The organism is Streptomyces sp. NPDC057939, from assembly GCF_042887545.1.
In the GTDB taxonomy this organism is placed as follows: Bacteria; Actinomycetota; Actinomycetes; order Streptomycetales; family Streptomycetaceae; genus Streptomyces.
Window position 1 is genome coordinate 1 of record NZ_JBHVPG010000083.1, and the last position, 24,520, is coordinate 24,520.

Below are 24,520 nucleotides of genomic sequence, written 5' to 3' on the forward strand. Positions count from 1 at the left end.
CCCGTGGAAACGATCGCGCACCGGGTCGGCCTCTCCTCGGCCGTCAACCTGCGTCGGCGCTTCCACGAGGCAGTGCGCACGACGCCCGCCGCCTACCGGCGCACCTTCCGGACGGACGAGACCGGGACGGAGACCAAAGCGGCGACACGGTGAGCCCCGTCCGCATCGTGTCTCCACAGGCCGATGGGCGTGTCGCTCATCGGCGTTCCCCCGATTCGGTGATCATGTGGGCGAGAGTAGCCCCGCGCACCTGCGCGCGGTCGGGAGGTCCACCCCGTTCTCCGTCCTCGGCTCAGTGCTCCTCGCCCGGCTTCCGCGTCTACCGCTGCACTGTTCGGCAGTTCGGATGGTGGGAGAGCCGATGGCGTCGGCCGTGCGCAGCACATGTTGGAGACCTCAGGGGGCCGGATCTTCCCTGCGGACGGCATGAGGAGCTTGTGAATTTGGCCAGTCGGCATGAATCTTGCAGGAGTTGTCGGACCCGCTCGTCACACTGACCCGCGGCGGCCCTCTCGCCGGCACTGGCGAGCGATGCTGTGCGTGCTCGTGCGGGGCAAGAGGGCGCTGGCAGCACGGTCTCCGTCACGGCTGCCTGACGGAGGCGGGGGTCGGACGAGGGGGTCGAGGCGGAACTTCTTGTGGTCCTCGTTGGCCCACAGGTGCCGGCGCACCGGTGCCCCGTTGCGGATGCCGTCGGTACCCGTGGTGACCTGGAGGACCTTGCCGCTGTGCCGGGCGCCCAGGCCCGCCTGCATGGGGATCGCGGCGTTGGCCACGTCGTCCCAGGTGATGTCGTCGCCGTCGACATGCACGCCCCAGAACGCCACGCAGTGGGCAGTACTTGTAGCTGCCGCCGAACGGCATCGGGTACCGGACGTAAGTGACACATCGGCCGCTTGTAGCGGCCCTGCGCCACCCCGGTGGTCCCCGGGAGCCGCTCGCCGGGATTGAAGTTGGCGCTGTAGATGTTCTCGACCAGCTGACCGGACGCGGCGCGGTGGAAGTAGGCGGTGGGGAACCGGGGGACCTTCCCGACGACGACCTCACGAGTTGGCGCGCCGCTGGTCCGGTCCGGGATTCCTCGGGCCGTTCGCGCCCCTGACCTCCCAGAGCTTCCGGCCAACCACGCTGACACGGCCCACCGGACCCGCAATCCACGACCAGCCGATACGAGGGCGGAACACGCCGAGAGCCGGCCGGCGACGAGTCGGGCGCGGCACTACCTGCACCGGTCACCGCCCCGTCACCTCGACAAATACCGGCACATGATCCCCGCCTGCGGGATTACGCCCAAGATCGCCCGCCGCGAAACCCTCCACGGCTCCGGCCTGGGCAAGACCCGCTGGGTCGTCGAGCGCACCTTTGCCTGGCTCCACCAATTCGAACGCCTCCGCATACGCAACGAGATACGAGCCGACCTCCACCTCGGACTCCTCCAACTCGCACGCAGCATCATCTGCTTAATCCGGCTCCGAAACTCATTCTGAAACGATCCGTTGGGGCGCGCCTTTCGGATCATGCCGACCGGGCTCTCCCGGCCGGCATGATCCGAGAAGAAGCGCCCTAACGGATGCCGGAGCGTACGCGGACGTCGCGGACCTTGGCGACCGCGGAGTTCCTTGCGGCCGCGCGAACCTCGACCTCCCGGACCACAGGCACCTCCCGGACCGCAGGCACCTCAGGGACCGCAGGTACCTCAGGGGCCACGGGCACATCGGCCATCGGGTCCGGTACCGCCCCGGGGCGGTCCTGCTCGAAGGTCCGGAGCAGGTCCGCCGCCACGCTCACCGCGATCGTGGCCGGCTCCTTGCCGGTGATCTCGGTCAGCCCGATCGGAGTCTTGATCCGATCGATGGTGGCGTCGTCGTGACCGCCCTCGGCGGCCAGGCGCTTGCGGAACCGCACCCACTTGGCGGCCGAGCCGATCAATCCGATCGAGCCGAGACCAGGTGTGCGCAGGGCGGCGTCGCACAGTGCGGCGTCCTCGGCGTGATCATGAGTCATGACCAGGACGTGGGCGCCGGGCGGCAGCTTCGCGAGCACCTCCTCCGGAAGCAGCGGCGTGTGGTGCACGTGGATCTGCGCCACCGCGTCCGAGAGCACACTCAGCCGTTCGTCGGTGAGCATGTCGGACCGGGTGTCGATCAGGTGCAGATCGAGATTGTGCCGGGCCAGGATGCGGGCCAGCTCCAGTCCGACGTGCCCGACACCGAAGACGGCCACCGCCTGGACCACCGGCAGCGGTTCGAGGAGCAGGCTGACGGCGCCGCCGCAGCACTGCACACCGTGGGGTCCGACGACCTTGTCGTTGAGGGCGAACTCCATCAGTTCCGGCTGCGGATCGGGCTCGACGTTGAGCTGGCGGGCCCGATCGATGGCGACGGCCTCGATGTTGCCGCCGCCGATCGAACCCCAGGTCTCGGTCTGTCCCACGACGAGCTTGGCGCCGGCCCCACGGGGCGCATGGCCGCGCACGGTCGCGACGGTCACGAGCACGCCGGGCTCCCGGCGTGCTCGCAACCGCGTGACCGCTGCGATCCAGGTCATGTCAGGCATTGCTCAAAGCGGTTGTGTCGGTACGGATCCCGCTGCCGTCCGGCGCCTGACCGTCGCCGCTCCGCACCTCCGCCTTCTCGCGGACCGACTCGATCGCCCAGAAGACCGCTTCAGGCGTCGCGGGGGCGGCGAGTTCCACGCTGACCCCGGCGGGACCGAACGACGCGGCCGCCTGGCGCAGCGCCTCGCGCACGCAGAACGCCAGCATCAGCGGAGGCTCGCCGACCGCCTTGGACCCGTACACCGCGCCCTCTTCGGTGGCGTTCTCCATCAGCGTGACGTTGAACTCCTCGGGCATCTCCGAGAAGCTCGGCAGCTTGTAGGTGCTCGCGGCCTGGGTCAGCAGTCGGCCGCGGTTCGGCCCGTCGCTGGTGTCCCAACGCATGTCCTCGAGCGTCAGCCAGCCCGCGCCCTGGACGAAACCACCCTCGACCTGACCGATGTCGATCATCGGGGACAGGCTGTCGCCGACGTCGTGCACGATGTCCACCCGGCGGATGCGGTACGCGCCGGTGAAACCGTCGACCTCGACCTCGGCCGCGGCGGCGCCGTAGGAGAAGTACTTGAACGGGGAGCCTCGGAAGCTCTTCGCGTCCCAGTGCAGGCCCTCGGTCCGGTAGTAGCCGGACGCCGACAGCTGCACGCGCTGGAAGTACGCGGTGCTCACCAGGTCGTCCCAGGCCAGCTCCTTGTCGCTGCCCAGGGTGCGGGCGACACCGTCGACGATGCGCACGTCCGAGGCGTTCGAACCGAGCCGGCCGGCGGCCACCTGCAGCAGCCGCGCGCGCAACTGCTCGCACGCGTTCTTCACCGCGCCACCGTTGAGGTCCGTACCGGCACTGGCGGCGGTGGCGGAGGTGTTGGGCACCTTGTCGGTCCGCGTGGGCGCCAGTCGTACCTTGTGCAGCGGGATGCCCAACGTGGTCGCGGCCACCTGCAGCATCTTGGTGTGCAGGCCCTGGCCCATCTCGGTGCCACCGTGGTTGATCAGGACGGAGCCGTCCTTGTAGATCAGCACCAGCGCGCCGGCCTGGTTGAAGGCCGTGAGGTTGAACGAGATGCCGAACTTGATGCCGGTGATCGCGAGCGCCCGCTTGGTGTGCGGGTGCGCGGCGTTGAACGCCGCGATCTCGCGCTTGCGGTCGGCGATCCCGCCGTCGTTCTCGACCTGCTGCCAGACCGCGGCGATCCGTTCCGCCTGCGGGACCGGCTGGCCGTACGGCGTCGCCTGACCGAGACCCGGCCGGTAGAAGTTGCGCTTGCGCAGCTCCATCGGGTCCAGGCCGAGCAGCGGCGCGACCCGGCCCAGGATGTCCTCGATCACCAGCATGCCCTGCGGACCGCCGAAGCCGCGGAAGGCGGTGTTGGAGACCTTGTTGGTCTGCGCGATGCGACCGGCGACCCGCGCGTTGGGAATCCAGTACGTGTTGTCGATGTGGCACAGCGCACGGGCCGTCACGGGCTCGGACAGGTCCAGGCTCCAGCCGCCGTCCGAGGTGAGCGTGGCGTCCAGCGCCTGGATCCGTCCGTCGGCGTCGAAGCCGATCTTCCAGTCGGCGTGGAAGCCGTGCCGCTTGCCGGACATGGTGAGGTCCTGGGTGCGGTTGAGCCGCACCCGCACCGGCCGACCGGTCAGCTTGGCGCCGAGCGCGGCGATGGCCGCGAAGCCGTGCGGCTGCATCTCCTTGCCGCCGAAGCCGCCACCCATCCGCAGGCACTGCACGGTCACCTCGTGGCTGTGCAGACCGAGGACGTGCGCGACGATCTCCTGGGTCTCCGAGGGGTGCTGGGTGCTGCTCTGGATGAACATCTGCTCGGCCTCGTCGACGTAGGCCAGCGCGGCGTGCGTCTCCAGGTAGAAGTGCTCCTGGTCCGAGAACTGGAACTCACCGCTGAACACGTGTGCGGAGTCGGCGAAGCCGGCGTCGATGTCGCCGGTCACCATCAGGGGCCGGGCGCCGTGGAAGCTCTCGGCCTCGATCGCTTCCTTCAGCGTCATGATGGAGGGCAGTTCGTCGAGTTCCACCTCGACGGCCGCCGCACCGAGCCGAGCTGCCTCCAGGGTCTCACCGAGCACCCAGGCGACCGCGTGGCCGTGGAACATGACCTCGTCGGGGAAGAGGGGCTCGTCGTGCTTCATACCGGCGTCGTTGACACCGGGCACGTCGGCGACGGTCAGTACGCGGACCACACCCGGCACGGCGAGCGCGGGCTCGGTGCGCAGCGCGGTGATCCTGCCCCGGGTCTTCATGACCTGGACGGGGTAGGCGTGCAGCGTGTCCTTGGTGCGGTACACCAGGTCATCGGTGTAGAGCGCGGCGCCGGTGACGTGCAGTACGGCACTTTCGTGCGGCATGGAGAGGCCGACCACAGGCTTCTCGGGACGCTCGGACAAATGGCTCATGAAGACACCGCCTCGGTGGTTTGCGCGTACAGCTTCAACAGGCTCTGGCCGAGCATCGCGGAACGGTAGACGGAGCTGGCACGGTGATCGCTCATCGGCGTTCCCTCACCCCGCAGCACCCGGGCCGCGGCGTCGACCGTCTCCGCCGACCACGGCTCGCCCTCCAGGGCGGCTTCGGTGGCGAGGGCACGGATCGGGGTGGCGGCCACGCCGCCCAGACCGATGCGTGCCTTGCGGACGATTCCGCCCTCGATGTCGAGCGCGAATCCGATTGCCACGCTGGAGATGTCGTCGAAGCGCCGCTTGGCGATCTTGTGGAAGGCCGTGACGGGCGACAGCGGCAGCGGGATGCGCACGGCGCGGATCAGTTCGTCGGGGCGGCGCACGCTCTGCCGGTAGCCGGTGAAGTACTCCGCGAGCGGGACGACGCGCTCACCGTCGGCGTCGGCGAGCACCAGCGACGCCTCCAGGGCGAGCAGGACCGGCGGGCTGTCACCGATGGGGGAGCCGGTACCCAGATTGCCGCCGAGGGTGCCGCTGTTGCGGATGAGTCGGGAGGCGAACTGGGGGAACAGCTCGGCCAGCAGCGGGACATCGCCGTCGAGGCGGCGTTCGATCTCGGTGAGCGTGACCGCCGCCCCGATCTCGACGTGGTCGGATTCGACGCGCAGCTCACGGAGTTCGGGCAGTCGTTCGATGGCGACCACGCATTCCGCCCGGCGGGAGCGGATGTTCACCTCGACGCCGTAGTCGGTGGAGCCGGCGACCACGACCGCGTCGGGCCGCTCGCGCAGCAGCCGCAGCGTTTCGGCCAGGGTGTCCTTGCGCAGGAACGTGGCGCCGTCCTGCGCGTACTCGGTGGCGACCGGCGCGGGCGGGTCCTGTTCGCGACGCTGCGCCAGCGGGTCGTCCTCGGTGGGCGCACCGACCGCGAAGGCGGCGTCGCGGATCGGGCGGTAGCCGGTGCAGCGGCACAGGTTGCCGCTCAGCGAGTGCAGATCGAAGCCGTTCGGGCCGTGCTCGGCGTCGTGGGCGTCGCCGGTGTCGGCGGACTCGCCGTGGGCGCAGCGGTCGGGCCGGTAGTACTCGGAGGCCATGCTGCAGATGAACCCGGGGGTGCAGTAACCGCATTGGGAACCGCCGCGGACCGCCATCTCCTCCTGTACCGGGTGCAGCGTGGGCCGAGTACCGGGTTCGCCGACCGTGGCGAGACCTTCGGAGGTGATGATCTCCTGGCCGTCCAGTGCCGCGGCCGGCACCAGACACGCGTTGACGGCCACCCAGTCGGTGGGCTTGTGCACGCCGGGACGGGCCACCAGGACCGAGCAGGCGCCGCACTCACCCTCGGCGCAGCCCTCCTTGGTACCGGTGAGGCCACGCTCGCGCAGGAGATCGAGCACAGTGGTGTGGGGTGCAGCCGGGGAAAGCGGTGTCTCTTTCCCGTTGACGGTGATCCGCGCCGCTACCATGGCACATCCTCATTTCCGCGCATGGTCGAGCTGATGATGCTAGTGGCCATTTCAGGGGCTTTCTATTTCGCTGGCGCAGCCCGGGGAAAATCCGGGGCGCGACTCGGCACGCGACGACGTGCCGCAGGCGGTGTGAGAAATCGAAAGATGCCGGGGCCGCAGAAGGGCACGCCGGAGAAGGGGGCTGTTCAGCAGCCGTGTGCTACGAGACCCGGAGTCCAGGCGACCTGATGCGCGGGGCGGTGCGGTTCGGAGATGATCGACATCCGACTTCGCCTCCTCCATCAGTTCACGGGCCGGTCGGCTCGAAATTACGTTGCCGCAGGTCCATCGGTCAAGCCGCCGTGGGCAGAGCATTCGGATCCCCCGAAAACCGGGCCGCCGGCGGACGCGGCCCGAAGCCCGGTCCGATGGATCGAGAAGCGGTTGATGAAGTCCATTGCCAAGCCTTGGCAGATGTACCCCTCGGCTTGCTCTTCGGCCTCGGATTCGACACCGCCGCCGAGATCGCCCTGCTCGTCCTCGCCGGCACCAGCGCCGCCCCGACCTGCCCTGGTACGCCATCTTCTGCCTGCCCGTCCTCTTCATGGCCGGCATGTCGCTCACGGACACCATCGACGGCACGTTCAGGCACTTCGCCTACGGCTGGGCGTTCTCCAAGCCGGTCCGCAAGGTCCACGACAACCTCATCATCACCATCACCGGCCTGTCCGTGGCCGTCGCACTGATCATCGGCACCGTCGAGCTCCTCGGCCTGATCGGCGAGAGGGCAGACCTCCACGGATCGTTCCGGGACTGGATCATCGGCCTCGACCTGAACATCATCGGCCACCTGATCGTCGGACCGTTGATCGCCACCTGGATCACCGCACTCGCCGCGTGGAGTTCGGCCGCATCGAGGAGAAGTGGACCGCAGCTGTTTCTTCCAGTCGAGGTCGTCCGTCTCGCCCAGCTTGGAGGTCACGGTGTCCAAGACCATCTCGTGGGTGGGAGGGCCCATCTGGCGGCTCAGATGTTCGTGCGGTCGAGTCCATGAGCGCGCCATTTTGTCACCCTGGGGAGCATCGGCACGCGCCGGTGAGTGGTTCGCCAAACCCGAAGTCCGGGATGCCGGTACCGCGCAACCAGCCAAGGCTTGTCCCGCGAACTGCCTGCCCAGGGGCCTGATGGCATGATCGAGGCGTGATCAGCGAACCCGCTCGCCCCGGTGCGATGAGATATGTCCTGTTTGATGTCGATGGCACGTTGATCGATGCCGTGGACAATCAGCGCCTGGTCTGGCGCACGTGGGCAGCGGGGTACGGGCTGGACCCTGTTGAGGTCTACCGAGTGGCGCTGCGGACGAGGCCCATGGAGACGTTCGCGCAGGTTGCCCCGGACCGGGATCCCCGGGAGTGCCTGGCCGCACTGCACGAGTTGGAGGACGAGGACGTCCGGTCCGGCACCTATACGGCCTTCGATGGCGCGTCGGAACTGCTGAGCGCGCTGGAGCCCGGGACCTGGGCACTGGTGACCTCGAATTACGAACACCGGGTACGTGGACGCTTCGCACGGACGGGTCTGCCGGTCCCGAAGGTTGTCGTGGACGCGGCCGCTGCGGCGGAAGGCAAGCCGTCGCCGGTGCCGTATCTGCAGGTAGCCGCTCAGCTTGGTGCCCAACCGGAGAATTGCCTGGTCATCGAGGACGCCTCCTCCGGGGTGCAGTCCGGGCTGCGTGCCGGGATGACGGTGTGGGGCGTCAACGCCCCCACAGCGGTGGACGGCGTGCATCGCCACTTCGACAGCCTGCGTGGGGCAGTCCGCGACATCCTCGCCTTCGCATCTGGGCCCCACCCTTACCGGCCGGACGGGGCAGCCACCGTGGAATGATCCGGCCCCGTCCCACTCGACTCGAAGATCTTTTGCGGGACAAGCCTCAGGGACCGTGCCCCGCCGTCGGATCACCCGCGCCGGGCAACGCCCGTGGCTCGCACGTGGGATGCGCTGAGCCCGAACCCCGTCCACACGATCGGCCGTGAGGTCCCGGTGACGCAGCCCGCGCCGCGTCAGGACGGTGACGGCCGGAAGGGCGAACAGGATCGACCGCACGGCCTGGGCGAGGGCGGTGGCCGGCAGGGCGGTGGCCCTCGATCAGCCCAGGCCGGCCAGCAGCCCGACCTCGGGGGCGAGCGCGCCGGCCTGGGCCAGGCTCCGGACGTCCGACTCGATCGTGGCCGGGTTGAGGACTCCGGTCCGTATGGCGTGGTGGCGCACCAGCGTCCAGAGGAAGACATCGGGGTCGTCGAACTGCGTCTGCGCCTCGATGACCTCTTCCTCGTGGAACCAGAGCGCGACGCGTCCGTCGGCCAGTACGACGAAGTAGTTGCCCCCGCCGTCGGCGCCGAGGGACCAGACGTCGGCGTCCGAGAGCTCGTTCTCGTAGTCGGTGTCCAGGATCCGGCAGTCGTTGGCGGCGAACTCGAAGGCGTACGACCAATCGGCGACGTCGAGGAGGGCGGGCAGTGTCCCCGCGCGGACCCGGCGGTCGAAGGCCGCGAGCGCGCTCGCGGCCGCGTGGGGGAGCCGGGCGAGGAACGGGCCGATCGGGCGGGCATCGGGAACGGCGGTCCGCTCCGCGTCGGGGAACCAACGCGTGAGGTCCGCGTCCAGGTCCCGCTCGATGTATCCGGCCAGTTGGTCAACGGTGAGTGCCATGCCGGGAGCGTAGGCGCTGACCGGCGGGTCGGACCAGGAGCGGCCCGATCGAGCATGCGGCGATGGCGGGTGCGGCGTACCGGTCGCTGCCGGTGGCGAGGCACTCGGGAGCACCCCGCCTCGGGGCTCCACCAGGTCGGGCGACCGCCGCGCGCGCCGTCCGACAGGGGCCCGGAGGACGCTCGCCGGGGACAGCGCCGCCGGGCGCCGAAACCCGTTCGCTGTCGTGCAAGTTGCCGTGCTCCGGGGGCAAAAACGGGCGGGTGGGGCGGTCGTGGTTTGGGGGTGTGCCGAGCCGTAGGACAACGCGGCCGGCGAACCTCATGACCGTTCCGGGAGGACACCCCCATGTTCGACATCACCAAGGTGCAGGCCGCCCCGAGCCGCGACCTGCTCACGCCCGACAACGCGGTGATGGTCTTCGTCGACCACCAACCGCAGATGTTCTTCGGCACCGGGAGCGGCGATCGCGCCGTGATCATCAACAGCACGGTCGGCCTCGCGAAGGCGGGCCGGGCCTTCGACGTCCCCGTCGTCCTGACCACCGTCGCCGCCGAGTCCTTCTCGGTCCCACTGCTGCCGCAGCTCGCAGAGGTCTTCCCGCAGCACGAGGTCATCGACCGCACCAGCATGAACGCCTGGGAGCACGAGGCCCTCGTCGCGGCCGTCAGGGCCACCGGCCGAAAGAAGATCATCCTGTCCGGTCTGTGAACCGAGGTGTGCCTCGTCCTTCCCGCGCTGTCCGCGCTGGAGCAGGGCCATGAGGTGTACGTGGTCGCCGACGCCTCCGGCGGCGTCACCCCGGCCGCGCACGAGCACGCGCTCCAGCGGATGCCGGCGGCCGGAGCCGTACCCGTGACCTGGGTGCAGGTCCTGCTGGAACTCCAGCGCGACTGGGCACGGCAGGAGACGTACCCGGCCGTCATGGACATCGTCAAGGCGCACGCGGGCGCGTACGGCCTGGGCGTGGTCTACGCGCAGTCCGTCCTCGGCGCGCATGCTCGGCTGATCGAGATCGCCGACTCCTCGACCCTCATCCCCGAGGAACAGCGCGCGGCACGCGTACCCGACGCCGCCGCCTGTCATCAAGGTCGACACCGCAGGCCCATCGCATGCCGTCCGGCACCGGGCCTACCGGAACGCCGGCCGGTCTCGCCACGGGGCGCAGCCGGGATCGCCCGGCTCCACGGGCCGGGCAGCGACAGCGCGTTCAGCCCGTATCGGCGTCGGAACCTGGCACCGGCGGATCCCACCAATGCCGTCGGCTGCGAGATCCACCTCCGTCGGGCCGCCCTGAGCAAAAGGCTCTGGTCAGCCCGCGGTGTCGGCGCGGCCCTGGTCCAGAGCGGCAACCTCGTCGAGCCGGCGCCGCACCTCCTGCGCGAAGTGCATTCGGCCGACATCGTGGTGCGTGGCGGCGAGCCGGGCGGGTCTACCCTCCCATCCCAGGGGCATCGCCCATGCTTCCCTCATGTGTACGCGAATCTTGTGGTCATCGCAGGGGCACTCTCGCATGACGCAAGGTGCTCCTCCCCAGGGCGACGTGCTGGTCGCCCGGAGTATGGACTGGTACCAGGACACGGACACGATCCTGGCGGTGCGCCCGCGTGGCGTGGAGCGCCGGAGCATGCCCACCACACCCACGGCCCCGGGCAACTTCACCTGGACGTCGCGGTTCGGCAGCGTCGTCGCGCTCATGTACCGCGAGGCCGCCGTCGACGGCGTCAACGAGGCGGGGTTCCAGGTCAGCGGGCTGTACCTCTCCGAATCGGAGTACGGCGACCGTGACCCCTCGCGTCCTGGACTGGAGCTGTTCTGGGCGATCCAGTGCCTGCTCGACTGCTTCGACAACGTGGACGACGCGGTGAGGAAGATCGAGGGTGAGAACGTACAGCTCATCGCGAAGGACCTCGGCGGCAAGGCGGGCACCGGTCACCTCGCGCTCGCGGACAAGGACGGCCACTCGGCCATCATCGAGTTCCGCGCGGGCAAGGCCGTCGTCCACCAGGGCAAGCAGTACACGGTGATGGCGAACTCTCCGTGGTTCGAAGACCAGCTGGAACTGCAGAAGCGGTACGAAGGGCTCGGTGGTGATCAGCCGTTGCCGGGTGGCGTCGACTCCCCGGACCGCTTCGCCCGCGCCGCCTACTACTCCGCGCAGCTTCCCGGCACCTCCGACCCCCGCGAGGCCGCGGCGTACATGTTCAGCGTGATCCGCAATGCCTCTGCTCCGTTCGGCACCGCCGACGAGGTGCGGCCGAACATCTCCACCACGCGCTGGCGAACCGTCACCAACTGCACCGAACGCCGGTACTTCTACGAGTCCACCACGAGCCCCAATGTGGTGTGGGTCGAGCTGTCGCAGCTGGAGTTCTCCGAGGGCGCCCCGGAGCTGCGCCTCGACGTCGCCAACGAGCCCGACCACGTCGGCAACGTGACGGGCAAGTTCGTCTCCATCCATCAGTAGGGCGTTCGGCTGCTCAAGGACTGCGCCACGATCCCCGCCGAGAGCAGGAGTCCCGGGTGTGGTCGGTGCACCCCGGTGCGCCCCGTTACGTGCTCGGCCTTTCAACGCCGGCTCGCGGGGGTACTGGCGCGGTGGCTCGGCCCGACGGACCGGGTGTGCGTCGGCGTCAGCGTTCCCGTGGACGAACCCGGGCACATCGCGGGCCCAGAGCTGCGCCACCGGTATCAGCGGGTGAGGACCCTCGGGCAGCAGCGACGGATCGTGGCCGATGTTGATCCGGGAGACCTCGGCGTGGTCCTCGGCCGTCCAGACCTCCTGGGCATGGATTCGCCGGAGCGTGCGCACCTCATCGGGTGACTTCAGCGCGAAGGGGGCGTCGTGCTCCTGCGAACACGACGCCCAGGGCTCGTCGGCCGGCCACAGCAACGGTCCGCCCACCGCACTCTCGCGCACGGTGGGCGCACCGGGCCGGGGGTGCAGCCGGGTCGTGGTCCTGGACATCCCGGCGAGCTCCGGGAAAACCGAAGCGGCGTCGAACGGGCGGGGCGGCGTGGTACGGGTCGTGCTTCCCTCTCTCGGAGCGGCAACCCGTATCCAGACAGAGCGTGCTGACACCTGCGAGAACTCCCACCGATCCAAGGCTCCGCTGATCAGGTCGGCGAGGACCCGGACCGCGCCTTTCGTGCAGTGCCAACGGCCACCAGCCGCCGTCGCGCGAAGCCGCGGTGACGGTCCGGTCGTCGGGACCGGGCCCCGTGGCGTTCCGCAGGAAGGGGCCGCCTTGGCACGAGGTGGCCCAGGGCAGGAGGCCCCCAGGGGCAGGAGAGGCGGTGGGCAAGGACGTTACCGGCCTGTCAGGACTGGCCCTGTCCGTTGCGGTCGCCGCACTCCTCTCCGCGCCGTTCGCCATCGGCGTCGGCGGGCGAGTGCGGCGACCGCAGGCGGTCCCGCCGACGACCTCAATCCCGTCGAGGGGATCCGGTCCCTCGGCTACCGCCAGCCTTGTGTCACGTTGTCCGGAGCCGTGTTCCAGTTCTTCGGGATGAAGGTGACCATGTAGGCGCCGCGGTCGAAGTCGGCGTATCCGGAAGACCAGTTCTGGAACTTGCTCTCGTACACGTTCATCGGTCCCATGTCGCCGTTGGGGTTGTGGAAGTGGTTGGCGTGGGTCCAGATGGTCTTGTCGGCAGCGGGCTCCTTCTGGTCGCCGAACCAGCCGTAGTCGAAGTTGATGAAACTCTCGCCGGGCTTGGTGGCGCTGCGCGAGGTGTTCCGGTCCTTCGACATGTCGACGAGGCCGGTGGCCTGGTTGGGCCGGAAGCCCTCGGGATCGCCGAACTTCCTCTTGTCGGCGGAACCGCGCGGGTCCTGGGCACTCCAGAAGTGCTTCGAGTAGATGACGGCCTTCATCCTGGAGGGATCGAAGTTGCCTCCGCTCTTGTCCCTGAACGAAGGCGTGCTGCGCAGAGCGGCGAAGAAGTTCGAGCGGCCGTCCTCGTTGACCAGGGAGTCGTTCGCCTTGCCGAGCTCCGTCTTGAGCTTGGTGAGGTAAGCGGTCTCGTCGCGGGAACCTTCGAGGGCCTTGTTCATCACGGATGCGACATCGCGGGCCCGCTTGAAGCCCTTCTCCTCGTCGAAGCTCTGCTTGGCCGTGCGCCCCTCGAATTCCGCCTGGGTTTCACCCGGGCGGGGGCTGGTGTTCTTGATGGTGTCCTTGTATTTGTTCTCGTCGAAGAACGCAAAACCCAGCTTGTTCGTCGGGTAGTTGCCAGAATTCACCCACGTGACGCCGACGCAGCCGTAGGCGAGCTGTTCCCGCTGCGTTTCGGTCATCTGCTGCCGCTGACCGTCGCGCTGGCTGTACACCTGCTGCCACTTGCGTATGTAGTTGCCGACCGAGGTCGAGGCCCTGCCGCCGTAGACCCGGTACGGGTCGGGCATCCGGTCCAGCGGCTCGGCCGCCGGGGTCTCCATCCCGCCGTCCGCCGCGTCCCTGAAGGACGCGGCGGCGTCCGGCAGTACGGAGCCCGTGGCCTTTCCGGGCTGCCCGAGGCTCAGCGCCTTCTCGTTCAGGGTGTTGATGCGCTTGACATCGGCTGCGGTGAGTCCGTGGTTTTCGGCGTAGGAGCGCACCACCTCATCGGCGGGAATCTCATCGGCGTGGCCGACCGACGGGACGAAACCGGCGGTGCACATCACTACGGCAACAGCGATGAAGGTGAGGGACTTCGAGCGTATGTACATGAGGGTCAAGAACTCCACTACGGTGAAATCGAATGAACGGAGGCGTGAGTGTGCGAGGAGGCAGCCGTGTGGCAACGGATGGTCGGGCGGGAGCACGTTCGGTACTCGCACCCATCGGGAAAGGGGCTTTGTGCGGTCTGTCGGCGCCTCAATTCGTCGGGAGGATGTGCGGCGGCCATTGCCGAACACATTTCCCGCTCCCGAACGAATGGTCGGACCGTACGAGGAAGGATGATGTCCTCGACAGCGCCCTCTGCCAACTCCCCTACGACGCCCGGCTGCAGAATCGGCCAGGCCGTCGGACGGCCGCGATCCGGTCACGTATCCGACCTGGCGCCGAGGTGCGCGGGCACGGCGCCGCAGTGTCCCTCCCTCCGTACGAGGACCTGCGGACCGGCCGATATCGATGCCCCCGTGTGTGCGCAGAGCGGTGACCGGGCCGTCACTGACGGGCAAGGGTGCAGCTCAGTAGAGGTGCTGCGGGCGGAAAAGCTTCGGTTCCGCAAGGCTCTGGGACGCCGGTCGGAGCAACCGATGCCTCTGCGGAACCGTCAGTTCTCTGCCACCACGGCGGTGCCGCACATCGATCCGCGGCACGTGCCAACCGCCCTTGCCCCACAGGAAACGGCCGGTAATGAGCCGTCACGGGCCGCTCACCCCCGTCGCGGACGGCACTGAGCCTCCGCCGGCATGAAGTACCAGCTCGGGGGCCGGAGTAGGGGCCCTGTCGAACCGGATCGGCTCGACCTCGTCCAGGTCCACGAAACCGGTGACCTTCGGGGGCGAGAGCCGCCTGGGACGATGGTCGCAGTGGGTGATCAGCATGGCGGAGTCCGGGCGGCAAGGCACGCCGAGCGCCAGACGCACGGTGAAACCAGGAGGCCCTCCGCCTTCGCCGGCCGACTCGTGCCCGCCGGTCACGGGCGGGTCCGCAGCCTCACCGGTTCGAGTGGTTCTCCGTACCGGCCGACGGTTTACCGCAACCCCTCCCACCGGCACTTATGCCCGGTCGGCACCTTCGCGATGTCAATCCGTGCGTTTGCTCCTGCTGTTGCCGAATGCGAGAAAAGGGCGGCGCAGGCGAGATTGCCTGAGGCAACGAGGGGAGCAGTACGTGCGCGGTAGCACCTTGGTGACGGACGAGCAGGCCGCCCCGCACCCGACTCCGGTTCGGTTCGAGAAGCGGACCGCAGTCGCGCCGGGAGGTCTGGACGTCGCGGGCGGACCGCCGCCCTCCGGCGAAGGGGAGCCGGAGGTCGTGGAGTTCAGTCCGCGCCGGGTCCGGCTGGTCTTCATCGGACTGATGCTGGCGCTGCTGCTCGCCGCGCTGGAACAGATGATCGTTGCCACGGCGCTTCCGAAGATCGTCGGGGAGCTCCAAGGCCTGGACCGGATGTCGTGGGCCATCACGGCCTATCTGCTCACCTCCACCATCGGGCTGCCGCTCTACGGCAAGCTCGGCGACCTCTTCGGCCGCAAGAGCGTCTTCCAGTTCGCCATCGTGGTCTTCATCATCGGTTCCGCGCTGGCCGGCTGGTCGCGCACGATGGACGAGCTGATCGCCTTCCGCGCGGTCCAGGGAGTCGGCGCGGGCGGGCTCATGATCGGGGTGCAGGCGATCATCGCGGACATCGTGCCGCCCCGACAGCGCGGTCGCTTCATGGGGCTGATCGGCGCGGCCTTCGGCCTCGCGTCCGTTGCCGGACCGCTGCTCGGCGGGTTCTTCACCGACCACGCGTCGTGGCGCTGGTGCTTCTACATCAACGTGCCGTTCGGGCTGATCACGATGGCCGTGATCGCAGTCGTGCTGAAACTTCCCAAGCCTGAGGTCCGGCCCCGGCTCGACGTGGTCGGTGCCGTACTCCTCGCCGCCGCGTCGACCTGCCTGGTGCTGCTGACGAGTTGGGGTGGTACCGAGTACGCGTGGGACTCGCGGGTGATCCTGGGACTCGCCGTCGGAGCTGCCGGAACGTCCCTGCTCTTCGTGGTCGCCGAGCACTTCGCGCCCGAACCGATCATTCCGCTGCGACTGTTCCGCGACCCGGTCTTCACGGTCACCGCTCTGGTAGGGGCCGTCGTCGGCATCGCGCTCTTCGGCGCCGCCAGTTACCTGCCGACCTACCTGCAAATGGTCGAGGGTGCCACCGCCACCGAATCCGGGCTGCTCATGCTGCCGATGATGGGCGGCGTCGTCGTCGCCTCCATCACGTCCGGCCAGCTGATCAGCAGGACCGGCCGCTACAAGGTCTACCCGGTCATGGGCGGGGCACTGTCCATCCTCGGCATGTGGCTGCTCTCCCGGCTGGAGACCGACACCACCCGGCTCGCGTACAGCCTGTGGATGGCCGTCCTCGGCATCGGCATCGGGCTCGTGCTCCCGGTGCTCGTCCTCGCCGTGCAGAACTCGGTGCGACCCACCGACCTCGGTACCGCCACCAGCGCCAACAACTACTTCCGGCAGATGGGCGGCAGCATCGGCGCCGCCGTCTTCGGCACGGTCTTCGCCGGCCGGTTGACCGACGCCCTTGCCGTCCGGCTGCCCGCCGACGCAGGGCTCCCGGACCCCTCCGCCATCACCCCGCAGCTGGTGCACTCCCTCCCGCCGGCCGTCCGGGACGCGTACATCGCGGCCTACGCCGAGGCCATGCCGCGGATCTTCCTCTACCTCGTGCCCGTGCTCGTCCTCGGCCTGCTCATCGCCTGCTTCCTCAAGGAGAAACCGCTGTTGTCCCACAACGCCCCCGCAGCCGATTCGCCGCTCCACGAGGAGCCTTCGCAGTCGCTCCCCGTCGAGGTCCCAGCCGCGCGGACCTGGACCGACGCCTCCTGGTCGGGCGGGATGCCGGTCGGCGGCACCGTCCAGCACCCCGACGGCAGCACGGTACCCAGCGCCGCCCTGACCCTGATCGACGGGAGCGGCCGTCAAGTCGGTCGGGGCGCCAGCGGAGCCGACGGACGCTACGCGCTCAACGTGAGCCGCCCCGGAGCGTACGTCCTGATCGCTGCTGCCGGCGGCCATCAACCGCAGGCGGTCAGTGTGACCGTGGGCGAGCGGCCGGTGGAGCTGGACGTGGTGCTCGGCGGCACCGGACGGCTGGCCGGCTCGGTCCTCACCGCCGACGGCACCCCGGTCAGCGACGCGACCGTCATCCTCACGGACATCCGGGGCGAGGTGGTCTCCTCCACCCCGACAGGCCCGGAGGGCACGTACGTCATTCCGGATCTGGTGGCGGGGGAGTACACCCTGGCCGCGAGCGCCCCCGCGTTCCGGCCGGCCGCCCTGCCAGTGACCGTGCGGGCCGCCCGCGAGACCCGCCAGGACGTGGAGCTGAGGGGCGGAGCGGTCCTTCGCGGCACAGTGCGCGCCGGCTCGGGCAAACCGGTCGAGGATGCCAGGGTCACCCTGCTCGACGCGGCCGGCATCGTGGTTGACACCCTTACCACCGGACCGGACGGGACCTTCCGGTTCGTCGACCTGTCATCGGGCGAGTACACTGTCATCGCGGCGGGCTATCCGCCGGTGGCGACGGTCCTGCAGGTCTCGAGCGGCGGGCACGCCGAACGCGACGTACGCCTCGGGCACGAGGACTGACGACCGGGCGAGCTGTCGGGCCACTGGGAAGTCGCCGACCTCCTCGGCGTCCACGAGAACGACATCCGGCTCGACGCACTGCCCAACCGGCCCCTGCACGTCGTCCTCGAACTCGCACGCCTCCTCGACCTCCACCCGGCCGACCTCACCCCTTCGAGGATCTGGACGACTGGTCCGCGGCCCTGGATGAGCTCGCAGCCGGCAGGGGCATCCGCTGGTTGCTCAATACGGAGATTCGCATCGAGATCGACCGCCGGTTCTCGGTGCCCGTTCCCGTCATCACGGTGAAGGACGACATCGAGTCGATCGCCTCGGTCCGTGTCCGGTTGGACGTGGGCCTCGGCTGGGTCGATGACCTGCGCATGCGGTACGAGCATGTGCGAAGGACCTGGCCGAACGAGAAGGGTACGTTGCCGCGGTCAGGGAACTTCTCGCAGTGAACGGGCCACGGGTGACTGGTGAGCGCGGGTCTTCTGGTGCGGCTGGGTGGCGACCGCCGGACGACGATCGCCCACCGGGTTGGGGTCAGGGCGCTCAGCCACCGCCGGGACCTGCCGGCCTTGCTCGATCGGCATACCCGCCTCGGCCCCGGACAGCCGAGGTTGGGGACCAAGCGCTCCGGATGTGGAGGTGGTCTCAAGTCTCATCATGGAGCGGCTTGAGACGGCGACGGGATCCGGAGACCGCAACGGCCGCTCCGCACCGCGACGATATGAGACCACTTCTTGACTAGGGTCGTCCCGGGACAAGGCGACGCGCGACGCGGAACGGGGGCAGGGCATGGCGACGGGCGCACCCGCGCCGGGACCGGGCGGTCCGGGGGCGCCGGGCGCCGCGACAACGTGCTTCGTCCTGCGCGAGGGCTACGCGATGTACCGGGGACCCGTCGTCGACGGCTCCCCGCACGCCCACGCTGCCTTCCAAATCGCCGTGGCCCCGCGCGGCGAGATGACCGTCGAGGACGCCTCGGGACGCCCGCACCGCGCCGCGGCGCTCCTCGTGCCGCCGATGGTCCGCCACCGACTGCGGGCCTCGCCGGAGCTGCTGGTCTTCTACATCGAACCGCACTGCGCCTTCGCCGACCGGCTCCGCGCCCTGCGCGCCCCCGGCATCACGGCGGCGCCCGAGCAGGCATCGCTGTGCGAGGAAGAGGTCCGCGCGGCGACGGCCCGCCCCTCGCGCGAGCTCGACGGGCGCCTGCTGGCGGTGATGGGGACCTTGGCCCGTGAGCGAGTCCCGATCGGCTCCCTGGCCCCGGCCGTCGGGCTGTCGCCACAGCGGCTGCGCGCCCTCGCCCGCGCCCAGTTGGGCATGCCGCTGCCGCGCTGGCGGATCTGGCAGGCCCTGGCCCGCGCAGCCCGGGCCCTGGCCGAGGGCAGGTCCCCCGCCGAGGCGGCCCTCGACGGCGGCTTCGCGGACCAGGCCCACTTCACCCGGCAGCTGCGCGAGATGACCGGCCTGACCCCGTCGCAGGTGGCGCCCCTGCTGCGACGGTCAGCCGCGCCGGGCCACGTAGACGGAGACGGACCCGGTGACCGTTGATACGACCTCGGCCTCGCGCACCTCCCGGAAGCCGGCGCGCGCCATCAGCTCCGGGAGGATCCCCTCGGCGTTGGGCCGGGTGTCCTCCACGCCGTCGGCGAACTGCACCATGCGGAAGGCCAGGCGCATGCGCCGGGTGCGCTGGAGCCCGTAGTCGGCGATGACCAGCTTCCCGCCGGGGCGCAGCGCCTCGGCCATCGAGGCCAGGACCGCCCGCTTCACCGGCAGCGCGCACTGATGCAGCACCAGGCTTGAGACGACGGTGTCCGCCGTCCCCGCCCCCACCAGCTCCGCCAGCGCGTCGCCCTTGCCCACGCGCCAGTCGACCTCCACCCCGGCCGCAGCGGCCTTGCGCCGCGCGACCGCGAGCACCTCCGGGTCGGGGTCCACCCCCACGATCCGGGCCCCGGATTCGACCCGGCCCAGCAGCACCGCCAGGGAGCCGGTGCCGCAGCCCACGTCGACGACCTCCTCGCCGGCCCGCGGGGCGACGTACAGGGCTGTCAGTCCCCTCCAGAGCCGCTCACGGGTCAGGGCGACGACGCCGTCGTAGAAGCGCGTGGGGGCGAGGCGGCCCAGGGCCGGGGTGAAGCTCTGCTCTGTCATGCCCCTACCCTGGCGGGCCCCGCCGCCCCCGTCTTGAACGGACCGCTCGCCCGGTGCGGAGGCGGGGCCGACGGACCGACGGGGGCAAAACCGCCCGACCACGCGGTGCGGCGCAGCGGGGCCAGGTGTCCGCGTACTCATGTGGGTGGCTCTGGCAAGATTCGGGGGCGGAGATCACCGCAGTGGGCATGGTCGGCCTGTCCGCGTGGCGCCGGCGAAGGTACGCGATCAGGACGATGCGGTGGCGGAGGAGACGGACGCCGGCTCGTCCGGCCATGAGGCGGGTCCGTGCAAGCAGGTCCATCGAGGGCACGAGCACCAGCACACGGCTGGAGTGCAGCTCCTCCGCGCTTCTGGTGACGACGAGGCTCTTGCCGGAGCCGGTCGCCATGACCACCTGAGTCCGCAGGCTGCGCTCGGGCAAAGTCTGCGCGGCGGGCAGTTCGAGGGCGCGTAGGACCGCGTCGACCGCCATATCCCGTACGCGGATCCGTAACGGCGGACAGGGTTCAGGAAAGCCGTGCGCGGGCTGCGGTGTTGAGGTGACCTCGGGGCGTGCCGACGTCCGCCACTGTTCGCCGGCCTGTCGACAGAGTCCGTACCGGCGCCGGCTCTCTCCGGATCCGCACGGGTAGCCGTTCCGACGCGAGCCGTGTTGCGGCCCGTCGACCCCTGCGTGCGTCTGTCCTGTCGGCGGGTGTGGTGTTGGTTGTGTTACGGGTGGGCGTGCGGGAAGGGGCCGGGTGGGCTGGTCGACTCCTGCGTGCGTCTGTTCTGTCGGCGGGTGTGCGGCGGTGGTGGTGTTACGGGTGTACGTGCGGGTCGACTGGTCCGTAGGTCGTTGAGGGTGTGGGTGAGGGCGGTGCGGATGATGTCGCCTGTGGTGGTGATGTGTTGTGCGATCCATTCGCTTCGCCGGCTTCAGCCCGTTCCTGGACGGGCTGTGTCGCCTCGCCCTCGGTGGGCCGCCCGACCCGCGTACCGGCCCCCGCCGACCTGCTGGAACTCGCCGCCAGCCAGGGCCCGCAGGCCGCCGCCCGGGCCCTGGCCGCCCCCCCGGGACGATGGCGCGGAGGACCACGCCTTCTTGTCCGCCGTCTGGTGGCCACCGACCCGGCCGCCTGGACCGCAGACGTCCCTGCGGTCCTCGCAGCGCTCAACACCCCCGGTCCTGCACGGTCCGCCTCTTCGCACTCGACAACGGGTCGATGTCCCAGGCCCGCCTCGCGAAGGAAGTCTGGGACCACGAGCGCTACGCCGGGCACCGCGTCTGGGAGGGACCCCGCAGCACCATCGATGGGACGTACCCGTTCTGGCAGCGCCACCGCTACACCCGATCCACCACCTTCCCCCGACTGCACGTCGTCCTGGCGGGTATGTCCGAGGACCTCCTCGACAACCGGCTCCAGGCGCTCACCGCCGCCGTGCAGGGCATCACCATCGCGGTGTGGGCGAGCACCCTGCCCCGGCTCCAGCGCGGCGAGCCCTGGTACGAGATCGGCGTCGACGACCCGCACGAGCGCCGCGCCCGCTACTCAACGGAGAACCGCCTCACGCCCCCGGATCCGTTCTGCCGCGAGTGGCGGAGGTCAACGGGCACCCTACGAAGTCACCTCTCACCTGTGCAGTCGGCTGTATGCCGAGCTTGGGGCAGGTCGTCCTGGATCCGGCGCCGAAGCCTCGTGGGAGGCCCTCATCACGATCACTGCGTTTTGGCGCGATGACCCTGAGCTACCTGGAGGAGAAGTTCTGCCTCGTCGAAACCGCGACTCGCCTCCCCTCACCTCGGTCCCCACCGCGGTCCTCGGCGGCGGCGCCATTCCTGGCCGGCGCCCGCTTGGCAGCCCCGCGACGCCGCCGGCCAGGACCTGCTGTTCGGTCCGCCCGGACCGGACCCCGGCAGGGGCAGCGGCCCGGGCGCGTGACAGGCTTGCTCCGGCGCGGCGCAAGCGGCAATGAGGGGGAACTTCATGCTGATCGACGAAGTGTTGGGTCGCTACGACTTCCACGAGGTGCACACCCTGGTCGTACCCGCCTCTCCGGAGGCGGTCTGGCGGGCGCTCGACGGCTTCACCCCGGCGGACGTGCCGGCCGCTGTGGTCCTGATGGGCCTGCGTACTCTCCCCACTCGGTTGGCAGGGCTGGTCCGACGCGACAGGCCCGCGCCCGGGGCCACGCCTGACGGCGGGGCCTCGTGGCACGGCAGGGTTGTGCCCGGGGCATCGGCTGCGACCGGCCGCCAGGGCACGGTCGACGCCCGGGTGCGGACCCTGCGGGACGCCATGGCCGAACGGTTCGTGCCGCTCGCCGAGCGGGCGGGGGAGGAGACCGTGTCCGGCGCGGCCGGACAGTGGTGGAAACCCTCGGCGCCCTTCGTGCCGCTCGACGGCCCCGACGACTTCCGGGAGTTCCGCACCCCCGGCCACCTGAAGGCCGCCATCAACTTCCGGGTCACCGCGCACCCGCGCGGCGCCCTGCTCCGTACCGAGACCCGGGTCGTCGCCTTCGACGCCCGGACCCGGCGTGTGTTCGTGCCGTACTGGCACTTGCTGGCCCGGCCGCTCGGCGGGATCATCCGCCAGGCGATGCTCCGCGCGGTGGCCCGCCGGGCCATGGCAGCCGGGTCCACCACCTGACCGGGCCGATCCGCTCGGCACCGGAGAGGCCCGGTTCGGTATACGACCAGCACCCGGTCCGCGGGGGAACAAAAGCAGGTCTGGGGAACGGCACCGCGTGTTGTCGGAGGACGAGTGGGCGCAGGTCGCCGCCGCGATGGTGCACGCCGCGGGCGTCGCGGAGCACGGTGATGATCAGGCCTGCCGGTGGATCGCGTTACGTCACGCGGACGTCCACATCCACATTCTGGCGACCCCGGCCCGTCACGTGCCGGCACGGTGGTGCGGACCCATCGCCCATGCGGTGCGTCCGGCCTCATCGGGGACGTACGCGTCCCCGGCCGCGCGGATAAACGGATGGCCGGGGGCGAGCGCGACGCGGCAGGATGCTCCGCATGACCTTGCCCACCCCTGAGTTGCACACCGCCCGGCTGCGACTGCGGCCGTTCACCGACGCCGACGCGGCGCCGCTCTACGCGCTGCACAGCAGCGCCCACGTGCTTCGCTACTGGGACTCCCCGCCGTGGACCGAACCGGCCCGCGCCCAGCGCTTCATCGCGACATGCCGGGCGATCGAGGAGGAAAGCACGGGAGCGCGGGTGGCCATCGACCGCGTCTCCGACGGCGCGTTCATCGGCTGGTGCGGCCTGACCAGCTGGAACCCAGAGTTCCGCAGCGCGTCCCTGGGCTACGTCTTCGACGCCGCCGCGTGGGGCCACGGCTACGCCACGGAGACCGCGCACGCCGTCCTGCGGTGGGCGTTCGACACCCTGGACCTGAACCGCGTCCAGGCCGAGACCGACACCCGCAACGTGGCGTCAGCCCGGGTCCTGGAGAAGCTCGGCTTCGTCCGCGAAGGCACTCTCCGCGAGGACTGCGTCGTCAACGGCGACGTCTCCGACTCCTGGGTCTTCGGCCTCCTCCGACGTGAGTGGCACCCGACGGGTGGCTGCTGGGAGCTGTCGTCAAAGTGACCTCAGGGAGACCCCGTGCACAGCCGGTGCCGTAGGACGCTGGGCGAGGTACGCCGGCGAGGGGAGGCGCTTTGATATTCCCGCTGCTGTGGCCACTGCCTGCGCCGATAGTCTCTCCGGAAACAGCCCAGACGAATTGCGAGAAGCCAGTGATCCGAGACCTGTACAACGTCCGGGTGCAGCCCGCAGAAGGCGGACTCACGCCGCTGACGGATGAGGAAGAGCACCGCGCTCGGGCGGTGTTGTTCAGCGATCTCGGCAACGTCATCGCCGAACGAGGCTGGGTCCGGTTCCCCGCATACTCGCCGGAGGAACGCCGCCGACTGGTCGATGTAGCGCACCGTCTCAGTGCGCATTGGGGGCAGCAGGTGTTCGTCGAGGCCGAAGACCAGTGCGCCATGAAGCTCCATCTCGCCGGGCACGGATCGTAGCCGGCGAATCCGCTACTGCCGGAGGCGGGGGGTCGCGACATATGCGATATCGGCTAGTGGATCATTGTTGGGTGCCCGTCGCCACGAGCTGTCGGACTCCGAGCGGGAGTTCGTCCGTCCCCTGCTGCCTCGGTCGGAACGAGGGAGGAAGCGGCAGGATGACCGGACGGTCCTTAACGGGATTGTCTGGAAGTTTCGGACGGGCACTGCTTGGCGGGATGTGCCGGAGAGGTTCGGTTCCTGGGCCACGCTGCACACCCGCTTCCGCCGATGGGCCAAGAACGGCACCTTCGAGCGGATGCTCCGGGCAGCGCAGGCGCGGGCGGACGCCGCCGGTGAGATCGACTGGTTGGTGTCGGTCGACTCCACCATCGTTCGCGCCCACCAGCACGCTGCGGGAGTCCGAAAAAAGGGGTGCTCCGTAGTGGTCTTGGACGTTCCCGCGGCGGTCTGTCCACCAAGATTCATCTCGCTTGCGACGCCTTGGGCCGCCCGCTCGCATTCACCGTCACGGGCGGCAACACCAACGATTGCACCCAGTTCACCGATGTGACGGCATCGATACGGGTGCCTCGCATAGGCCCGGGACGGCCAAGGGTGCGGCCCGCACACGTCTTGGGTGGGGTCCGGCGCGGCAGCCTTGGCGGTCGCCCGCCGGACTTCGACAAGGAGCTCTACAAGCGGCGCAACGTGGTGGAACGCTGCTTCAACCGCCTCAAGCAGTGGCGAGGCATTGCAACCCGTTAGGACAAGACCGCCGAGTCCTACCAGGCAGTCGTCTCCCTCGCCTCGCTCCTGATGTGGGCGTAACGTTTGACGACACGCCCTAGCTGTATTGACCCGCAGGGTTGTTCACACGGCTGATGGGTGGGTTGCCGTCGAGTGCGGTGTGGCAGCGGTGATGGTTGTAGGTGTGGAGGAAGTCT

Annotated in this window: 17 protein-coding genes and 7 pseudogenes; 14 read left to right on the forward strand and 10 right to left on the reverse strand. The window is 69.7% G+C overall.

The genetic code is table 11. The features are described 5' to 3' along the window. Positions 1–153 (forward strand): annotated as a pseudogene (locus tag ACFVS6_RS40775) (AraC family transcriptional regulator); the annotation flags it as partial. A gap of 335 nt (positions 154–488) precedes the next feature. Here ACFVS6_RS40775 and ACFVS6_RS40780 read toward each other — a convergent pair. Further along, positions 489–827: a hypothetical protein gene (locus ACFVS6_RS40780; protein WP_389711603.1), complete on the reverse strand. Its 339-nt coding sequence runs from the start codon at positions 825–827 to the stop codon at positions 489–491. Between the two features lie 381 nt (positions 828–1,208). Between ACFVS6_RS40780 and ACFVS6_RS40785 the strand changes: the two are divergent. Beyond that, positions 1,209–1,487: pseudogene (locus tag ACFVS6_RS40785) on the forward strand (transposase); the annotation flags it as partial. Positions 1,488–1,746: 259 nt separating this feature from the next. Here ACFVS6_RS40785 and xdhC read toward each other — a convergent pair. From xdhC to ACFVS6_RS40800, 3 genes and pseudogenes are all read right to left on the reverse strand, one after another. Beyond that, a pseudogene (gene xdhC / locus ACFVS6_RS40790) lies at positions 1,747–2,547 on the reverse strand (xanthine dehydrogenase accessory protein XdhC); the annotation flags it as partial. 1 nt (position 2,548) lies between these two features. Continuing rightward, entirely contained in the window at positions 2,549–4,960 is a 2,412-nt protein-coding gene (gene xdhB / locus ACFVS6_RS40795; RefSeq protein WP_389711604.1) for a xanthine dehydrogenase molybdopterin binding subunit, read from the reverse strand. Beyond that, positions 4,957–6,429 carry a xanthine dehydrogenase small subunit gene (locus tag ACFVS6_RS40800; RefSeq protein WP_389711605.1) on the reverse strand — a complete coding sequence of 491 codons (1,473 nt, stop codon included), beginning with the start codon at positions 6,427–6,429 and terminating at the stop codon, positions 4,957–4,959. Before ACFVS6_RS40800 ends, xdhB begins: the two co-directional genes overlap by 4 nt. 423 nt (positions 6,430–6,852) lie before the next feature. On the opposite strand from ACFVS6_RS40800, the pseudogene ACFVS6_RS40805 reads away from it, so the two are divergent. Both ACFVS6_RS40805 and ACFVS6_RS40810 read left to right on the forward strand, forming a co-directional pair. Then, a pseudogene (locus tag ACFVS6_RS40805) lies at positions 6,853–7,353 on the forward strand (HoxN/HupN/NixA family nickel/cobalt transporter); the annotation flags it as partial. Between the two features lie 258 nt (positions 7,354–7,611). Then, entirely contained in the window at positions 7,612–8,298 is a 687-nt protein-coding gene (locus ACFVS6_RS40810; RefSeq protein ID WP_389711606.1) for an HAD family hydrolase, read from the forward strand. 261 nt (positions 8,299–8,559) lie between these two features. On the opposite strand, the gene ACFVS6_RS40815 is transcribed toward ACFVS6_RS40810, so the two are convergent. Beyond that, on the reverse strand, positions 8,560–9,123 hold the full coding sequence (locus tag ACFVS6_RS40815; RefSeq protein ID WP_389711607.1) for a hypothetical protein: 564 nt from the start codon (positions 9,121–9,123) through the stop codon (positions 8,560–8,562). Between the two features lie 348 nt (positions 9,124–9,471). Between ACFVS6_RS40815 and ACFVS6_RS40820 the strand changes: the two are divergent. Beyond that, positions 9,472–10,125: pseudogene (locus tag ACFVS6_RS40820) on the forward strand (hydrolase); the annotation flags it as partial. Positions 10,126–10,434: 309 nt separating this feature from the next. Here ACFVS6_RS40820 and ACFVS6_RS40825 read toward each other — a convergent pair. Beyond that, entirely contained in the window at positions 10,435–10,578 is a 144-nt protein-coding gene (locus tag ACFVS6_RS40825) for a hypothetical protein (protein ID WP_389711619.1), read from the reverse strand. A 58-nt stretch (positions 10,579–10,636) separates the two neighbouring features. On the opposite strand from ACFVS6_RS40825, the gene ACFVS6_RS40830 reads away from it, so the two are divergent. Then, positions 10,637–11,590, forward strand: coding sequence for a linear amide C-N hydrolase (locus ACFVS6_RS40830; protein ID WP_389711608.1), 954 nt, complete (start codon positions 10,637–10,639; stop codon positions 11,588–11,590). A gap of 990 nt (positions 11,591–12,580) precedes the next feature. On the opposite strand, the gene ACFVS6_RS40835 is transcribed toward ACFVS6_RS40830, so the two are convergent. Then, complete coding sequence (locus ACFVS6_RS40835; protein ID WP_389711609.1) at positions 12,581–13,834, reverse strand: protein-glutamine gamma-glutamyltransferase; 1,254 nt, start codon at positions 13,832–13,834, stop codon at positions 12,581–12,583. Between the two features lie 1,114 nt (positions 13,835–14,948). Here ACFVS6_RS40835 and ACFVS6_RS40840 point away from each other — a divergent pair. From ACFVS6_RS40840 to ACFVS6_RS40850, 3 genes are all read left to right on the forward strand, one after another. Beyond that, positions 14,949–17,426, forward strand: coding sequence for an MFS transporter (locus ACFVS6_RS40840; protein WP_389711610.1), 2,478 nt, complete (start codon positions 14,949–14,951; stop codon positions 17,424–17,426). A 161-nt stretch (positions 17,427–17,587) separates the two neighbouring features. Beyond that, a complete protein-coding gene (locus ACFVS6_RS40845; RefSeq protein ID WP_389711618.1) occupies positions 17,588–17,866 on the forward strand; it encodes a DUF5959 family protein in 279 nt (92 codons plus the stop codon). A 340-nt stretch (positions 17,867–18,206) separates the two neighbouring features. Next, complete coding sequence (locus tag ACFVS6_RS40850) at positions 18,207–18,968, forward strand: AraC family transcriptional regulator (RefSeq protein WP_389711611.1); 762 nt, start codon at positions 18,207–18,209, stop codon at positions 18,966–18,968. Here ACFVS6_RS40850 and ACFVS6_RS40855 read toward each other — a convergent pair. Both ACFVS6_RS40855 and ACFVS6_RS40860 read right to left on the reverse strand, forming a co-directional pair. Next, positions 18,921–19,574 (reverse strand): class I SAM-dependent methyltransferase, encoded by a 654-nt coding sequence (locus ACFVS6_RS40855; protein WP_389711612.1) that lies wholly within the window; start codon positions 19,572–19,574, stop codon positions 18,921–18,923. The two genes, ACFVS6_RS40850 and ACFVS6_RS40855, sit on opposite strands and share 48 nt — an antisense overlap. A gap of 4 nt (positions 19,575–19,578) precedes the next feature. Further along, positions 19,579–20,481 carry a DEAD/DEAH box helicase family protein gene (locus ACFVS6_RS40860; RefSeq protein ID WP_389711613.1) on the reverse strand — a complete coding sequence of 301 codons (903 nt, stop codon included), beginning with the start codon at positions 20,479–20,481 and terminating at the stop codon, positions 19,579–19,581. A gap of 301 nt (positions 20,482–20,782) precedes the next feature. On the opposite strand from ACFVS6_RS40860, the gene ACFVS6_RS40865 reads away from it, so the two are divergent. The 5 genes and pseudogenes from ACFVS6_RS40865 to ACFVS6_RS40885 all read left to right on the forward strand — a co-directional run. Continuing rightward, entirely contained in the window at positions 20,783–21,298 is a 516-nt protein-coding gene (locus ACFVS6_RS40865; RefSeq protein ID WP_389711614.1) for a hypothetical protein, read from the forward strand. A gap of 246 nt (positions 21,299–21,544) precedes the next feature. Next, on the forward strand, positions 21,545–22,210 hold the full coding sequence (locus ACFVS6_RS40870; RefSeq protein ID WP_389711615.1) for a hypothetical protein: 666 nt from the start codon (positions 21,545–21,547) through the stop codon (positions 22,208–22,210). Positions 22,211–22,584: 374 nt separating this feature from the next. Beyond that, positions 22,585–23,163, forward strand: a complete 579-nt coding sequence (locus ACFVS6_RS40875; RefSeq protein ID WP_389711616.1) for a GNAT family N-acetyltransferase — start codon at positions 22,585–22,587, stop codon at positions 23,161–23,163. Between the two features lie 176 nt (positions 23,164–23,339). Then, a complete protein-coding gene (locus ACFVS6_RS40880; RefSeq protein ID WP_389711617.1) occupies positions 23,340–23,594 on the forward strand; it encodes a hypothetical protein in 255 nt (84 codons plus the stop codon). Positions 23,595–23,682: 88 nt separating this feature from the next. After that, positions 23,683–24,338 (forward strand): annotated as a pseudogene (locus ACFVS6_RS40885) (IS5 family transposase); the annotation flags it as partial. Positions 24,339–24,420: 82 nt separating this feature from the next. Here ACFVS6_RS40885 and ACFVS6_RS40890 read toward each other — a convergent pair. Continuing rightward, positions 24,421–24,520, reverse strand: a pseudogene (locus ACFVS6_RS40890) (IS481 family transposase); the annotation flags it as partial.

Excerpts from the sequence above, each read along its gene's own strand:
- xdhB (WP_389711604.1), bottom strand. The coding sequence starts at position 4,960 with ATGAGCCATTTGTCCGAGCGTCCCGAGAAGCCTGTGGTCGGCCTCTCC.
- ACFVS6_RS40800 (WP_389711605.1), bottom strand. The coding sequence starts at position 6,429 with ATGGTAGCGGCGCGGATCACCGTCAACGGGAAAGAGACACCGCTTTCC.
- ACFVS6_RS40815 (WP_389711607.1), bottom strand. The coding sequence starts at position 9,123 with ATGGCACTCACCGTTGACCAACTGGCCGGATACATCGAGCGGGACCTG.
- ACFVS6_RS40825 (WP_389711619.1), bottom strand. The coding sequence starts at position 10,578 with ATGCCCCTGGGATGGGAGGGTAGACCCGCCCGGCTCGCCGCCACGCAC.
- ACFVS6_RS40830 (WP_389711608.1), top strand. The coding sequence starts at position 10,637 with ATGACGCAAGGTGCTCCTCCCCAGGGCGACGTGCTGGTCGCCCGGAGT.
- ACFVS6_RS40835 (WP_389711609.1), bottom strand. The coding sequence starts at position 13,834 with ATGTACATACGCTCGAAGTCCCTCACCTTCATCGCTGTTGCCGTAGTG.
- ACFVS6_RS40850 (WP_389711611.1), top strand. The coding sequence starts at position 18,207 with ATGGCGACGGGCGCACCCGCGCCGGGACCGGGCGGTCCGGGGGCGCCG.
- ACFVS6_RS40855 (WP_389711612.1), bottom strand. The coding sequence starts at position 19,574 with ATGACAGAGCAGAGCTTCACCCCGGCCCTGGGCCGCCTCGCCCCCACG.
- ACFVS6_RS40860 (WP_389711613.1), bottom strand. The coding sequence starts at position 20,481 with ATGGATCGCACAACACATCACCACCACAGGCGACATCATCCGCACCGC.
- ACFVS6_RS40865 (WP_389711614.1), top strand. The coding sequence starts at position 20,783 with ATGTCCCAGGCCCGCCTCGCGAAGGAAGTCTGGGACCACGAGCGCTAC.
- ACFVS6_RS40870 (WP_389711615.1), top strand. The coding sequence starts at position 21,545 with ATGCTGATCGACGAAGTGTTGGGTCGCTACGACTTCCACGAGGTGCAC.
- ACFVS6_RS40875 (WP_389711616.1), top strand. The coding sequence starts at position 22,585 with ATGACCTTGCCCACCCCTGAGTTGCACACCGCCCGGCTGCGACTGCGG.